This is a genomic window from Meiothermus sp. Pnk-1 (assembly GCF_003226535.1).
In the GTDB taxonomy this organism is placed as follows: Bacteria; Deinococcota; Deinococci; order Deinococcales; family Thermaceae; genus Allomeiothermus.
The window spans coordinates 14557-27890 of record NZ_QKOB01000013.1 but is presented as its reverse complement, the minus strand read 5'-3'; the positions used below and the strand labels follow the sequence as shown (position 1 = coordinate 27890).

Annotated in this window: 15 protein-coding genes, 1 tRNA gene and 1 rRNA gene; 4 read left to right on the top strand and 13 right to left on the bottom strand. The window is 65.4% G+C overall.

The genetic code is table 11. The annotated features are described in order from the left end of the window. Positions 1-37 precede the first annotated feature (37 nt). The 4 genes from rrf to DNA98_RS14220 all read left to right on the top strand — a co-directional run bounded on the left by rrf (position 38) and on the right by DNA98_RS14220 (position 1751). Positions 38-154 (top strand): 5S ribosomal RNA (gene rrf / locus DNA98_RS14235). Positions 155-165: 11 nt separating this feature from the next. After that, a tRNA-Gly gene (locus tag DNA98_RS14230) sits at positions 166-241 on the top strand. 59 nt (positions 242-300) lie between these two features. After that, positions 301-1416: an alanine racemase gene (gene alr, locus DNA98_RS14225; protein WP_110531874.1), complete on the top strand. Its 1116-nt coding sequence runs from the start codon at positions 301-303 to the stop codon at positions 1414-1416. Continuing rightward, positions 1413-1751: a DUF3208 domain-containing protein gene (locus DNA98_RS14220; RefSeq protein WP_110531872.1), complete on the top strand. Its 339-nt coding sequence runs from the start codon at positions 1413-1415 to the stop codon at positions 1749-1751. Before alr ends, DNA98_RS14220 begins: the two co-directional genes overlap by 4 nt. A gap of 10 nt (positions 1752-1761) precedes the next feature. Here the strand turns inward: DNA98_RS14220 and DNA98_RS14215 are convergent, their stop codons facing one another. From DNA98_RS14215 to DNA98_RS14155, 13 genes are all read right to left on the bottom strand, one after another. Further along, entirely contained in the window at positions 1762-2568 is an 807-nt protein-coding gene (locus DNA98_RS14215; RefSeq protein WP_110531870.1) for a glucodextranase DOMON-like domain-containing protein, read from the bottom strand. A 1-nt stretch (position 2569) separates the two neighbouring features. Beyond that, a complete protein-coding gene (yvcK, locus tag DNA98_RS14210; protein WP_110531868.1) occupies positions 2570-3895 on the bottom strand; it encodes a gluconeogenesis factor YvcK family protein in 1326 nt (441 codons plus the stop codon). Between the two features lie 64 nt (positions 3896-3959). After that, positions 3960-4781: an RNase adapter RapZ gene (gene rapZ / locus DNA98_RS14205; protein WP_110531866.1), complete on the bottom strand. Its 822-nt coding sequence runs from the start codon at positions 4779-4781 to the stop codon at positions 3960-3962. Between the two features lie 25 nt (positions 4782-4806). Next, positions 4807-5298, bottom strand: a complete 492-nt coding sequence (locus tag DNA98_RS14200; RefSeq protein WP_174719989.1) for an FKBP-type peptidyl-prolyl cis-trans isomerase — start codon at positions 5296-5298, stop codon at positions 4807-4809. Between the two features lie 57 nt (positions 5299-5355). Next, a complete protein-coding gene (rlmN, locus tag DNA98_RS14195; RefSeq protein ID WP_110531864.1) occupies positions 5356-6390 on the bottom strand; it encodes a 23S rRNA (adenine(2503)-C(2))-methyltransferase RlmN in 1035 nt (344 codons plus the stop codon). 125 nt (positions 6391-6515) lie between these two features. Then, entirely contained in the window at positions 6516-8519 is a 2004-nt protein-coding gene (locus tag DNA98_RS14190; RefSeq protein WP_129865605.1) for a sensor domain-containing phosphodiesterase, read from the bottom strand. 138 nt (positions 8520-8657) lie between these two features. Then, positions 8658-8891 (bottom strand): hypothetical protein, encoded by a 234-nt coding sequence (locus DNA98_RS14185; RefSeq protein WP_110531859.1) that lies wholly within the window; start codon positions 8889-8891, stop codon positions 8658-8660. Between the two features lie 6 nt (positions 8892-8897). Then, positions 8898-9599, bottom strand: a complete 702-nt coding sequence (moaD, locus tag DNA98_RS14180; RefSeq protein WP_110531857.1) for a molybdopterin converting factor subunit 1 — start codon at positions 9597-9599, stop codon at positions 8898-8900. Between the two features lie 125 nt (positions 9600-9724). Beyond that, positions 9725-10510: an NAD(P)/FAD-dependent oxidoreductase gene (locus DNA98_RS14175; RefSeq protein ID WP_158531653.1), complete on the bottom strand. Its 786-nt coding sequence runs from the start codon at positions 10508-10510 to the stop codon at positions 9725-9727. A gap of 12 nt (positions 10511-10522) precedes the next feature. Further along, positions 10523-11065: an FAD-dependent oxidoreductase gene (locus tag DNA98_RS14170; RefSeq protein ID WP_110531853.1), complete on the bottom strand. Its 543-nt coding sequence runs from the start codon at positions 11063-11065 to the stop codon at positions 10523-10525. Between the two features lie 276 nt (positions 11066-11341). After that, entirely contained in the window at positions 11342-12319 is a 978-nt protein-coding gene (locus DNA98_RS14165) for an MDR family oxidoreductase (protein ID WP_110531851.1), read from the bottom strand. A gap of 4 nt (positions 12320-12323) precedes the next feature. Further along, the gene (locus DNA98_RS14160; RefSeq protein ID WP_110531849.1) at positions 12324-12842 is read right to left on the bottom strand and encodes a hypothetical protein; all 519 of its coding nucleotides are present in this window, start codon (positions 12840-12842) and stop codon (positions 12324-12326) included. Between the two features lie 52 nt (positions 12843-12894). After that, positions 12895-13275, bottom strand: a complete 381-nt coding sequence (locus DNA98_RS14155; protein ID WP_110531847.1) for a VOC family protein — start codon at positions 13273-13275, stop codon at positions 12895-12897. Positions 13276-13334: the final 59 nt, after the last annotated feature.

Genomic DNA, 13334 nt, shown 5'->3' with positions numbered 1-13334 from the left:
GTATCCCCGAGGTATATGAGAGGTAGAAAGAGGATACCCCTGTGCCCATAGCGGCGTGGAACCACCCGTACCCATTCCGAACACGGAAGTGAAACGCGCCTGCGCCGATGGTACTCGGCCCGCGAGGGCCTGGGAGAGTAGGGCGGTGCAGGGGTTTTTTGTTTTGCGGGAGTAGCTCAGTTGGTAGAGCACAACCTTGCCAAGGTTGGGGTCGCGGGTTCGAGTCCCGTCTCCCGCTCCAGCTTCCCCTCACCCTTCCCTGGGTGGGGGGGTTTGTTTTTAGGCGATAAACTACAACTTATGCGTCCGGCTTGGCTCGAGATCAACCTAGACTCGTTGGCCCATAATGTTGCCTTGCTCCGCTCTAAGACTCTCCTAGCCCAGTTGGTGGGGGTGGTGAAGGCCAACGCTTACGGGCATGGAGCGGTTCCAATTGGGAAGGAGCTGCTGCGGCTAGGAGCTTGGGGGCTCGCAGTAGCGACCGTCGACGAGGGCCGCGAACTCCGCTTGGGAGGGATCCAAGGCCGGGTTTTACTGATGGGCAGCTTGCATCCTGACCAGGCTCGAGAGGCGCTGGAAGCCGACCTGATCGCCAGCCTCTCCACCTTCGAAGGAGCGCAGGCGCTCGACGCGGCGGCGCGCGCTTTAGGAAAGATCGCCGAGGTTCACCTCGAGTTTGATACGGGTATGGGCCGGGTGGGGTTTCCCTGGGAGGAGGCGCAGCGGGTAAAGGAGGCGCTCGAGCGCTTTTCTCACCTCAAGGTGACCGGGCTTTACTCGCACTTTGCCGACGCGGAAGAGAACCCCGAGTTCACCCGGATGCAACTCGCCCACTTTCGACGGGTGCAGGAGGTGTGGGGGCCGGGATATTTTTGCCACCTGGCAAACTCGGCCGGGGTTTTCAACTTACGCGACTACGGCTTCGACGCTATTCGCCCGGGGATTGCGCTGTACGGGCTCTTACCAAACTTGGGCCTCAAACCGATCGCCCGCCTGCTGGCCAAGCCCACCCTAGTCAAGCAGCTCCCGCCAGGAAGAAAAATTGGCTATAGCGGGCTTTACACCACCCGGGACTACGAGTGGATCGCCACCTTGCCGGTGGGCTACGCCGACGGGATGCCGAGGCTCGCCTACAACCGGGCGACCGTGCGGCTTTCCCAACCCTCGGGGGCGGGATGGGTTTGTCCGGTGGTGGGGCGTATCTCGATGGATCAGGTCACCGTGCGAATACCTGGGCCGGTGAACCTCGATGCGGTGTTCGAAGTGCTCACGGCGGACTTTGACCCCGGCTCGAGCCTGTGGGGCTGGGCCGAGATGACTGGCACGGTAAGCTATGAGCCGGCGGTACGGCTCGCCGCGCGGCTGCCCCGGGTGTACCTGCGCGGGGGGGTAGAGGTAGCCAGGGTGGAGCCATGAAAGGCATCAAGCTATTTCAGGGCTACCTTTGGTTTCCCCGCGGCCTCGAGTTCGAACCCAGGGAAACCCTTCCCGCCGAGCTCGCCCAAGGTCTGCCGGATGGTCCGGTACATCTCTTGCTCGACGAGGTTCGCCCACCGTTTGCTTTCTTTGAGGACGGCACCCCCACCGAGGGGCAACGCTTTTTTCAGGTCACGGCGCTGATACTCACCGAGAGAGAACCGCTCGAGCTCAAGCCCCTCACCGCTTCGCTCCGCGAAGAGCTAGACCCTTACCTTCAGGCTACGCCCGAGGGAGTGGGGTGGTTGCTGCTCGAGGATTTGCGGCCGGTGTGAGCTGTACGTTTCAAAACCGGATATCGAGGTCGAAATCCTCTGGTTTTTCCTTGGCCGTGGGTTCCTTCGCGCCCGGGGCGGCTGGCTGAGGTTTGCGGGGGACCTGGCCTGCTCTGGGCCGACGGCGCGGAAAGACAAAGGCCAGCACGATGGCGAGGAACCCGGCCGCCGCCACCCCGATGGCCCAGGGCAAAGGGCTGCGGGCACCCCGGACCGGGGCCAGCACCCCGCTTTGGTAGGCCTGGGCTTGGTGCTCAGAGAGCACGTCCACCGCAGCCGGGGCTCCGCTAGGGGCATCCAACACCCAGCCTCCCCCGCCAGGGCGTACCGGGCGGAAGCCGGTGGGGGTGAAGGGGTCGTAGAGGCCCACCGTGACGTAGTAGCCGTAGTCGCCAGGGGGGAGGTCGGGGAAGACCTCGAGCCAGTCGCCCTCCTTGCGGGCCTGAACCTCTTGACGCCGGCCATCCGGGCGGAGCGACTCGGCCTTCCAGCCGCTCAGCAGGTAGGCTTCGTCCCAGCCATGCCCAGCGGGCGTTTTGAAGCCTGCGCCGGGGAGTTCCTGGCCACCTTCGGCCCCCTTCGTGGGTTCGCTTTCTACGTAGATACCCACGACGGCCAGCGAGAAGCCGAGCGGGGCGGCCTGGGGGTTAGGGTAGCGGGCCAGCCGTACCCTGAGTACCAGCCGCCCGTCTCGCTCGAGAGCCTGGAAGCCGGTCAGGTCGGCGAAGCCGCTTTCTGCGTAGATGGCGGCGGTGGGATAGGCATAGCCCAGCCCATGGTCGTCGCCGAGGGGATCGGTGAGGAGAAGAGGGGTCATACTAGCACAACGCGATGAGCGCCCGCACCAGTTTACCGGGATCGTGCTGGGCGTAGGGGCCTTGTTCGAGGAAGTCCCCCTGGATGACCTGTACGCCGAGGTTCTCGAGCGCCTCCAGGTCCAGGGTTACCGGTTGCTGTCCTTCTGCGCCATAGCGCTGCAGCAACCCGGGATCTATGGGAGCGGTGTGGACCAGCACGATATCCGGGCGGCGGCCCAGGTGGGCCGCTACGGCCTGGTAGTGTGCGCAGAGCGAGAGGTGGTCGGTTTCGCCGACTTCGGTCATTACGTTGGCGATGTAGCAGATTCTGGCCGGAGCTTGCCGAATGGCCTGGGCGATCTCCGGCGGCAAAAAACTGGGGATCACGCTGGTATACAGGCTACCCGGCCCCAGCACGATCAGATCGGCGCGGCGCAGGGCTTCCAGGGCTTCGGGCATGGCCGGGACCTCGGCGGGCTCGAGGCCCACCCGAAGGATGCGCCCCTGGCCGTGGCGCAGCCGGGATTCGCCCTCCTCGCGGCTTCCGTTTTCGCGGATGGCCCATAGCTTGGCTGGGCGGTCGGTGGCTGGCCAGACCGCTCCCCGCAGCCGCAGAATGCTGTTGGCTTGGCGGATGGCGGCGGCGAAGTCGCCGCCTTGGCTATCGCTGCGGGAAGACGCGGCAAGCTCGTACAGGCTCACCAGCATGAGGTTGCCGAAGGTATGCCCCTCGAGCTCGCCACCCCGGGCGAAGCGGTACTGCATCAGGTCGGGCAGGCCCTCGGCGTCGGAAAGCGCGGCCAGGCAGTCCACCAGGTCGCCCACCGCGGGGATCCCGAAGGAGGCGCGCAGTCGCCCGGTGCTTCCCCCGTCGTCGGTGGCGGCCACGATGGCGGTGAGGTTGGCGGTTTCCTGCTTGAGGCCTCGCAAGACCCGCGACAACCCGGTTCCTCCGCCCAGGGCCACGATGCGCGGGCCGTTCTCTAGCCGCCGCCGGATGTAGACCTGCTCGGGCACGGTGTCGGGGTCGGCCAGCGCGGAGAGCACGCTGCGGTTCATCCAGCGGATACCCAGGAAGACCAGCACCACCCCCAAGGCCATCCAAAAGAGCCCCGAGAGCCACTGGGGTAGGCCCAGCAGCACGGCCCAGCGGGCGAGCTGGAAGAACCCGCTCACCAGCGGGCCGTCCCAGGTGAGCTGCACCACCCCCAACAGGAGCAGCAGACCGCCGATCAGGGCGATCAGGGCGTAGCGCTTGACCCGCATCCCCGGCAGCAGCCAGCGGCGCGAGAGCAGCCGTCGGCGCCTGGGGCGGGGCGGGGTCTTGACCGGGGAGTAGGCCCCCATTCAGGGCCTCCCGCGGTTTGAGGGCCGGTCTAAGACTCGAGGAAGATCCAAGCAGGGCACGGGTTCACTCCTTGGCCAGGTCGCGGTGCTCGACTTCCACCCGCAGGCGACCCTCGAGCTCGCGGGCCAGCCGCTCCACCACCGCCACGCTGCGGTGACGGCCTCCGGTGCACCCGACCGCTACCGTGTAGGCTCCCCGGCCTTCGGCCTTGGCCCCCTCTGCGGCCAGCCCAGCGGCGCTGCGCAAAGCCCCGTAGAAGGGTTCGCCTTCGGGTCGGCTGAAGACGTAGGCGGCCACCTCGGGATCGGTACCGGGGCGGGGTTTGAGCTCGGGGACGTAGTAGGGGTTGGGTAGGCTGCGCACGTCGAGCACCAGGTCAGCATCTTGGGGGGGCCCCCACTTGTAGCCGAAGGAGATGAGCCTGAGCACAAAGCCCTCCTCCTCGCCCAGGGCCTCCTCGAGCGCGTTCTTGAGCTCGCGGGCGCTTTTGTCGCTGGTGTCGATGATCAGGTCTGCCCGTTCCCGTAAGGGGGCCAGGGTGTGCCGCTCGGCATCGATCTCGGCAAGCAGGTTGCCTACCCCTAACGGGTGCAGCCGGCGCGAGAGGTTGTAGCGCTTGAGCAGGATCTCGGGGCGGGCCTCGAGGTAGATGAGAAAGGGGTGAAGCTTTTGCAGTACCTCTTCCACGCCCTCCAGAAGCTTCCCTGTGCGGATATCCACCACCACCGCCGCCCGCTCAACCCCGGCCTTTTCCAGATGCTCCAGAAGGCGAGTCCAGAGCGCGGGGGGCAGGTTATCCACCGAAAAATAGCCCAGATCCTCGAGGGCGAACCGGGCGGTGGTCTTGCCCGCCCCGCTCTGCCCGCTGACGACCACGAAGCGCATCATCTGGAGTATATGCCTAGCTCGGCTAGGGCTTGGTCACCTTGAGCAGCTCCACGTCGAAGATCAGGGGCGAGTTGGCCGGGATGTCGGGGCTAGGGCTGGCCGCACCGTAGGCCAGGTTGGCGGGGATGAACAGCCGTCGCTTGCCGCCCACCTTCATGCCCACGATCCCCGAGTCCCAGCCGGGGATGACCTGGCCCGCCCCGAGGCGAAAGGAGAAGGGCTGGCCCCGGTCGCAAGAGGTGTCGAACTGCTTGCCGTCGGCCAGGCGCCCGATATAGTGCACCTCCACGGTGTCGCCGGTGATGGCTTCGGGGCCGGTGCCGACCTGGGTATCCTCCAGCTTGAGTGCGGTGATGCTGGCGGGGTCCAGTTTGGCGGCTTGGGGGCGGTTGGTGCAGAGGGTAGAGGCGGCTGTGGCGGCGTTGGGGCTGGATTTCGGGCGGGTCAGCAGGAAGATGGCCCCCACCCCCAGCCCTACCAAGACCGCAATGACGCTCAGGGCAGTTCGGTTCATACCGCAGCCATTCTATTGGGGATAGATGAGAGGCGTCAGCGCAGGGGGCCTTGCGGCTTATGAGGCCCCCCGGAGGGCGAGCTGGCCACAGGCTGCCCCTACATCGCGCCCCCGGCTCCAGCGCACCGAGACCGGGATTCCCGCCCGCTCGAGGGCTGCGGCGAACGCGAGGATCTTTTCTTTGCCCGTGCCCTGGTGGGGGGCCCCTTCCCAGGGGTTCCAGGGGATGAGGTTTATGTGTGCGGAGAGCCCGGCCAGGAGCCCAGCCAGCGCCCTGGCCTGCCAGAGGTGGTCATTCAGGCCCTTGAGCAGGGTGTACTCCAGCGTCACCCGCCGTTTGGTCTTGGCGTAGTAGTGCCGCACCGCCTCCATGATCTCGGCGATGGAGTAGCGGTGAGCGGTAGGGATGATTTTCTGCCGGGTCTGGTCGTCGGGGGCGTGAAGGGAGAGGGCCAGCCGCACGCCCAGGTCTTCTTCGGCCAGGCGGTAGATCCCCCGTGGGATACCCACCGTGGAAAGGGTGATCCGGCGCGGGCTCATGGCCAGGCCCTGGGGGTCAAGCATCCGGCCAATGGCCTCGAGTACGTGGTTCAGGTTGAGCAGAGGCTCTCCCATACCCATCAGCACCACGTTTCTGATCTCGCGCGGGGAGTGGCCCTGGTGATGGGCCGCGAAGAGGATCTGGTCGAGAATCTCCGCCGCGGTGAGGTTGCGGCCAAAGCCCATCCTCCCGGTAGCGCAAAAAGTACAGCCCGCCGGGCAGCCCACCATGCTGGAGATGCAGATGGTCTTGCGGCCCGCGTAGGGCATGTAGACGGCTTCGGTCTTCTGGCCGTCCCAAAGGGTGTAGAGGTACTTCACCGAGCCGTCTTGGCTCACGAAGGGGGTCACCTGGGTGAACTCAGAGACCCGGTATTGCTTGGCCAGTTCCTGCCGCAGGCCCTGGGGAAGGTCGGTCATCTCGCTCCACTCCCTCACCCCGCGGGCATACAGCCAGTGCGCGATCTGTTGCTTGCGGTAGCCCTCGCCGGGCAGGGCTTGGGGGGCCAGGCCCAGGATGGAGGAACGAGGATCGGCCACCGGTAAGTCCATAACGCCTCAGTATAGGGGAGCGGTGCGGGGCTTGAACTGCCCGGTTCACCTTTCTGCCGGTTCGTTCGGGAACAGGTGGTCTTAGGGGAGCTGAGCGTTTTGCGTATTACGACTTACCGGCGCCCTTAGCGCCCTACCCCCCACACCAGCAGCGCGCCCAGGTCTTCGGCAGGGACCGGGCGGCCCAGCGCGTGGCCTTGCCCCAGGTCGAAGCCCAGCTCTCGCATGGCGTCCACCTGCTCTTGGGTCTCGAGCCCCTTGGCCACCGCCTGAGCTCCCAGGGCGTGGGCCAGTTCGACCAGCGCCTTGGCCAGGCGGGCGTTTTCCAGCGTGCACAAGGTCGGGCTCAGCTTGAGCCAGTCCGGCGAGCAGCGCTGGAGTTCGCAGAAGGGCAGAGGGTTGGCCCCGAAATCATCGAGGGCGATCCTGACTCCGATCCCTTTGAGCGCGCGCAGGGTCTGGCTGAGGGTTGCCAGATCATAGAGTAGCGCTTCCTCGCGGATCTCCAGCACCACTCCGCCGGGGGCCAGGCTGCGCTCGGCCACCAGGGCGGCTAGGGTTCGAGGGAACTCGGGGTTCAGCAACGAGTCGGTGGAGAGGTTGAGGGTGAACTGCACGCTGGGGTCTACCGACTGGAAGACCGTGGCCTGCTCGAGCACCTTTTGGAGGGTCCAGCGGTCGCCTGCCTCCATCAGCCCGGCCTGCTCGGCGATGGGCAAGAACTCGCTGGCGCTACGCTGGATCTTGGCCCCCTTGCGCCAACGGGCCAGGGCTTCGACCGCCGCGAGTTGGGAGGTGGCCAGCCGGTAGAGCGGCTGGAAGTGCAGCTCGAGCTCACCCCGCGCCAGGGCGTTCTCCAAATCCACCGCCTCGGGGACGGCCAGCCGGATGCCGCCCCCTGCCGCTTGGGCTTGCTGGCAGGCTTGGGCCGCCCGGTTCCAGAGTTCCTCGGGGTCGCTGGCGTCCTGGGGGAAGAGGGCCAAGCCCAGGGAGAGACCAGCCTGACGTCCCAAGGCCGCGCGCAGCCGCTGAAAAAGGCGGCTGGCCAGCTGCGCCCCACCTCCGGGCCGCCGCACCTCGCCCAGAAACACGAACTGGCCGTTTTCCAGATCGGCGACCAAGTCGCTTTGGCGAACTCCCGAGGCTAGCTCGCGGGCGATTGGGATATTTTGGCCGGGAGGAGGCTCCAGCGCGATGCGCACCAAAGCCAGCGAGCGGTTCCCCCGCTTGGCCTGGATTAAAAGCGGCCCCAACCGGGCGCGGAACTCCTCTCCGCTGGCCATCAGGCGAGGGCGCTGTTTCTCCTCGAGCGCTTTGATCCGCTCGGCGGTGCTGCGGAAGCGCTCGGCCTCCAAAAGCCGCCCCAACAAATGGCCCAAAAGGGCCGCAAAGGCCTGCTCCTCGCTGCTCCAGGAGCGGGGTTGGGCGCTTTCCAGCCACAGCACCCCGCCCAACCCTTCCTCGGTATGCACGGCGACCTGCATCAAGGCCCGCACCCCGCGGGGGATGAGCCAGGGGCGAAGTTCGGCCACCCGGGCATCCTTGCCGGTGTCTTCTATCGCCAGCACCAGGCTGCGCTCGAGCACTGTGAAAAAGACCGGGTGGGTCTGGGGGCCGATCTGCTCCGAGGGGGAGTTTCCCGGCCACTTCCACAGCAGGTTGGGGGTGCCGGGTGCACGCAGCCAGATGTTGACCCCAGAGAGCCCGAGGTTCTGCCGGGCCGCCTGGGCGATGGTGGCCAGCCCATCCTCCAGGGTGACGAAGGAAGAGCGGTCTAGCTGCACGATGGTGCGCTGCCAGCCCTCTTGTACCAGGGGGGGCTGGCTGGTCTCGAGGCGGATCTCCACCAGCAGAGCCTGGAAGGTCTCGACCAGGGTCAACCGGGCCGACTCGCTTAGGGTGTAGGAGCGGGCCCCCAGGTGCAGCTTAGGGGGGGCATAGGCCGCCTCGGGGTGGGTCCAGGGCTGGCGGCTCATCAGGTGGACCAGCAACTCCTGTAACTGGTAGGGCCGGAGCAACGCCCCCTTGGCCCCCCCTAGCCGAATCAGGGCCTCTTGGGGGTGCAGGCAGTACTCGACCAGCAATGGCGACCGCTCCACCGAGAGCGGGGCAAACAGTTTCCAGCTCACCTCATCCAAGGAGGGACCTCCCTGTTGCTGCGCTCTCTCCCATTGCCATATCGCCTTTCTCTAAAGAATTCCTGTTGCGGCGCGAACGAGTTTTTACCAGTGTATCCGGGCCGACCTTCGTGGGCGCGCCATTCCCCCTCATTGGCGCGGGGCTTGGCGACCCGTTGGCCATCCGGCCAGCGCTCCTAGCGCTAGCAGCACGAAACCTAGCGGAAGCGGCCTGACGAGCAGGGCTGCCACCAGACCGGCTAGCAAAAGCCCCAGCCCCACCCGGCCCCGCCTCCGAACCCAAGCCCGTACCCCTAGCAACCCCAGCACTCCCGGCAGCAGCCAAAGGGCCCAGCGGAGCAGGATCAGGGGGAGTTCGGTCATTAGACATTATAGCTGGAACCCGGAAGGGGTGTGCCCCTCAACCCAGTGTGAGCCGTCCGGAGCAAACTCTTTTTTCCAAATCGGCAGGGTTTGCTTGACCCGTTCGATGGCATACCGGCAGGCTTCAAAGGCCTCCGGGCGATGGGGGGCTGATACGACGATCAGGATCGAAGCCTCCGCCGGGTGGACCCGGCCCGTGCGGTGCCACAGAGCTATCCGGCCCAACACCCAGCGCTGGCGCATCTCGGTGATGATCTGGCGCATCGTCGCCTCGGCCATGCCGGGATAGGCTTCGTACTCGAGGTAGGTCACCTCTTTGCCCCGGTTGGGGCTACGGGTGGTGCCTAAGAAAACCACCACCGCCCCATACGGTGGCGCGCTGGCCCACTCCACATAGGGCTGGAGGTTCAGAGGCTCGGGGGTCAGACCAAAGCTGTTCTGCCCCTCATCGCCTACTGAGCCCTCGGCGTTCCCGCCGGAGACCGGCGGCAAAAAGGCCAGCTCATCCCCCTCGTGCAAGGGGTGATCGGCCTTGATGAAGCGCTGGTTCACCGCCGCCAACCCACCGGAAAGCTCGAGGCCAGGGAAGCGAGCTTCCAGGGTTTCTTTTGCCGTCCTCACCGTAGCGTCTTGAGGGAGTTCGAGCTCGAGCGCGCCGGTTCCGGCCTGCTCTCGAAACAACGCGAATAAAAGTACCCTGACCCGCATAGTTCTAGCTTACCGTGAAAGACCTACGCCAAACGCGGTGGATCGTCCTCTCGGGGCTCCCCGGCTACGTAGATGTGCCTCCTCGAGCCCTGCTTGTCAGGGCTCGAGGAGCGGCGAGAAGAGGGCTAGGAAGGGTAAACCGGTTGGGATCTGGCGTGCGGCAGCGGTGCTTGGGGAAGGCCTCGCATGGCCAGGATCTCCCGAGCGGCCCGCCGCCCGCTGGCGTAGGCCCCATGGACGGTGGCGGCCCAGGCGTTGGAGGCGGTGTGTTCTCCGGCGAAGAAAAGCCGGCCCGCTACCGGTTTGGCCAGGATAGCCCGCGCGCCGGAGGCCCCTACGCTGGCTTTGCTGTAGGCACCTAGCGCCAAAGGATCGTCCCGCCAGTGGACCAGATGGGCTTTGCTGGGGGTCAGGTGGGGCTGGCCCAGGGCCTGGCGTAAGGTCTCGAGGCCCTTCTGCAGGGCCTGCTCCTGGGGCATCCGCAGAAGCTCGCGGGCCTTGGGGCCGGTAGCCAGCGAGGTTAAGATCTCGATCTTTACGCCGTGGCCGCGCGAACTGCTCCACCACTCGTCGGGGTTCGCCCCGGGCACGTAGAGCTCGTTGATGCCGGGGGGAAAGATCGGGTGGTCGAAGTGGTAGAAGAGCTTGACTGCATCGGCCACCCCCAACAGGGCCAGGGCCTCGAGCTTCTCCGCGGGCAACTCGGGTATGAAGCGCACCTGTCGGGCCTTGAGAACGCCTAAGGGCAAGGTGACCACCGCCTGGTCAGCGAAGTAAACCCGTCCGTCGGCGCTGATGGCTTTCACCCCAAAGCCACCCCACTCGAGCACTTCCACCCTAACCCCCAGCCGAATGTCCAGCGGGGGGAACACTGCGCTCCCGGCGGACCTCTCGGGGTCCAGACCGGCCAACTTTATCGCTAGTTAGTCATAGCCGTCGAGGATGCGGTAATCCCCTTCCTCGGCGGACTTGTCGCGGAGGAACTCGAGCGCGGCCTTGGCGCTCAAAGCTTCTGGGCGGTCAAAATCGGAGATGTACTCCTGCAGCTTATAAGGGATCCGGTCGCCGTGGAGACCATTACGCCTTAGATACTCCGCCAACGACTCCTCCCCCCTGGCCTCGGGCCAGGCCAGCGCCCGGATGTCCGCAAAGCACCGCTGCTGGTAGCCTACCTCCGCTACCGAGCGCAAACGCCCATCCGGCAGGCGCACCAGGGTGTCGTCTTGTTGGTTGATGGGGTAGGTTCTGAGCTGGAACGTCTGGGCCAGAGCCCAAGTAGGAACCTGTGAAGAGTGGATGAACTCGGCTCCTAGTTCGATAGGTACAGCGGCAAAGCTACGGTTGGTGTGGATGCGTCCTCCGACGCGGTCGCGGGCCTCGAGTACGGTGACTTGGTGGTTTGCCCTTCTCAGCTCCTGAGCGGCGGCCAGTCCGGCTACGCCGGCTCCTAGAACAAGCGTTTTCATCGAACACCTCTTTTACACTGCTTCTGACCTTTCTCCCGAGAATTGTTGTGGATGCTCGGGCATCACCCTGCCGACTTAGATGCTCCATCGTGCCGTGGCATACGGCATGGTGGCAGTTCGTCGAGATTCCTAAGCGACGTGCTCAGCGTGCGCCGACGGGCAGCGCGATCAACGAATAGAAACCCCTCCTTTCGGGCTTGGCGTTCCCCAGATTCAGGTCTGGGGTTTCCTCATTGTAGCCGATGAAAAGAGGCCAAGAGAGTTTCAAGCTGCTTTTCAGGCGTTGACGTCTACCACCACCCGCCCCCGCACCTGCCCCTTGAGGATCTCCTGGGCTAGGCGGGGAACCTCGCCCAGGGGTACCACCTGGATCATGGCCTCGAGCCGCTCCATAGGCAGGTCCTGGGCTAAGCGCCTCCAGGCCTCGAGCCGCTTTTCCCGCGGACACATTACCGATTCGATGCCCAGGAGGTTCACCCCGCGCAGGATGAATGGGAAGACCGTGGTCTTGAGCTCAGGCCCTCCTGCATTGCCGCAAGCCGCCACGCTGCCGCCGTAGGCGGTCTGGGCCAGCACTTTGGCCAGGATTTCCCCGCCCACCGTATCCACCCCCCCGGCCCAGCGCTCGGACTCGAGGGGCTTAGCCGGGGCCGCCAGCTCAGCACGCTCGATGATGCTCGTAGCCCCTAGCGCCCTCAGGTACTCGTAGGCGTCTTTCCGGCCAGTAGAGGCGGCCACCTTGTAGCCCTGCTGGGCCAGCAAGGCTACAGCTATACTCCCCACCCCGCCTGCTGCCCCGCTTACCAGCACCTCGCGTTCCCGGGAGAGGCGGTGCTCCTCCAGCGCCTTCACCGCCAGCATTGCCGTAAACCCCGCCGTGCCGATGCCCATGGCCTGCAGTGGGCTCATCCCGGGGGGTAGCGGCACCAGCCACTCGGCTTTCACCCGGGCCATCTGGGCCATCCCGCCCCAGTGGACCTCCCCTACCCTCCATCCGGTCAGGAGCACCCGGTCCCCCGGTTGGTACTCCGGCGAGGCCGACTCCACTACCGTCCCGGCGAAATCAATGCCCGGAACCATGGGGTAGCTGCGGATCACCTTGGCCTGGTTGGTGATGGCCAGCCCATCCTTGAAGTTGAGGCTGGAGTACTCCACCCGCACCCGCACGTCTCCGGCGGGAAGCTCGGCCTCGTCGATCTCGCGGATCTGCGGCTGGCCTTCGGCCTCGAGGATCAGGGCTTTGAATTTCGCCATACTGCTACTTTACCGAACTCCCAAAAGGAGCGGGCAGCCCCAAAAGCCGGGCGATCTCGGCGTGGCGCTTTTGCTCCTGCAAGAAGCCCAGACCGCGCTTGCGGTAGATCCACGATTTGAGCGCGCGGGCGTTCTCGGGATGACCGAATGGCCGGGCCAGCCGCTCGATGTCTCCCGCTTCGGGTTTTACCGTTTCGCTCACGTACGAGCAGACCGGGCAGCCCAAATACATGGGATTGGAGTCGTAGGCGAAGATTTGTTCGCCCCGGTCGTAGATCCAGAACAACAGCAGCTCGTCCTCGAGGTTCAGCACCGCCAAAGCCAGGGCCTCGAGCTTGCGCGAGAGTTCTTCGGCCAACGGAACGATCTCATCTTGTTGGGCGTAATAGGTCTCGAAGGTGGGAGGAGGGAGGGTGACCACCGCGTAGCCGTCCACGCTCGAGACGGTTCCGCTGCGCTCTCCCAACACCCCGCGCACGGCCTGGGGGTTTACCTCCTTGAGGTATATCTGGCGATAGCTCATCCCCTAAAGCTTAGACCCGCCGCAACATCATGGTGTGAGCGGGCTGAAGCTTTTAGAGGGGGGCAAACAGGTCCACGGTATGGCCGTCGGGGTCCTTGACTTGGGCGTAGCGCTGGCCCCAGAAGGCGTCCCAGGGTTCTTTATGGCTTTGGTAACCAGCCCCTACTAACTCGGCGTACTTGGCGTCCACCTCGGCGGGGCTGTCGCAGAGGTAGGCTCCGGCGTGTACAGGGTGAAGTTCATAGCTGGGGTCGAAGCTCCGCATCACCTCCAGGGTGTCCCAGGCAAAGCGCAGCCCGCCTGGCAAGCTCGCCTCGACGTGCCCCTCCCGGTCGGCTTCTGCCGGAAGGTCAAATCCCAGACGGCGGTAAAAGTCCAGCGAAGCTTTCATGTCCCGCACCACCAGCCCTACCAGATCGAGTCGAATCCCCATAAATACCCCCTTTGATTACGCTATTAACATACACCTCGAGCCGGGAGGGGTCAAATCAA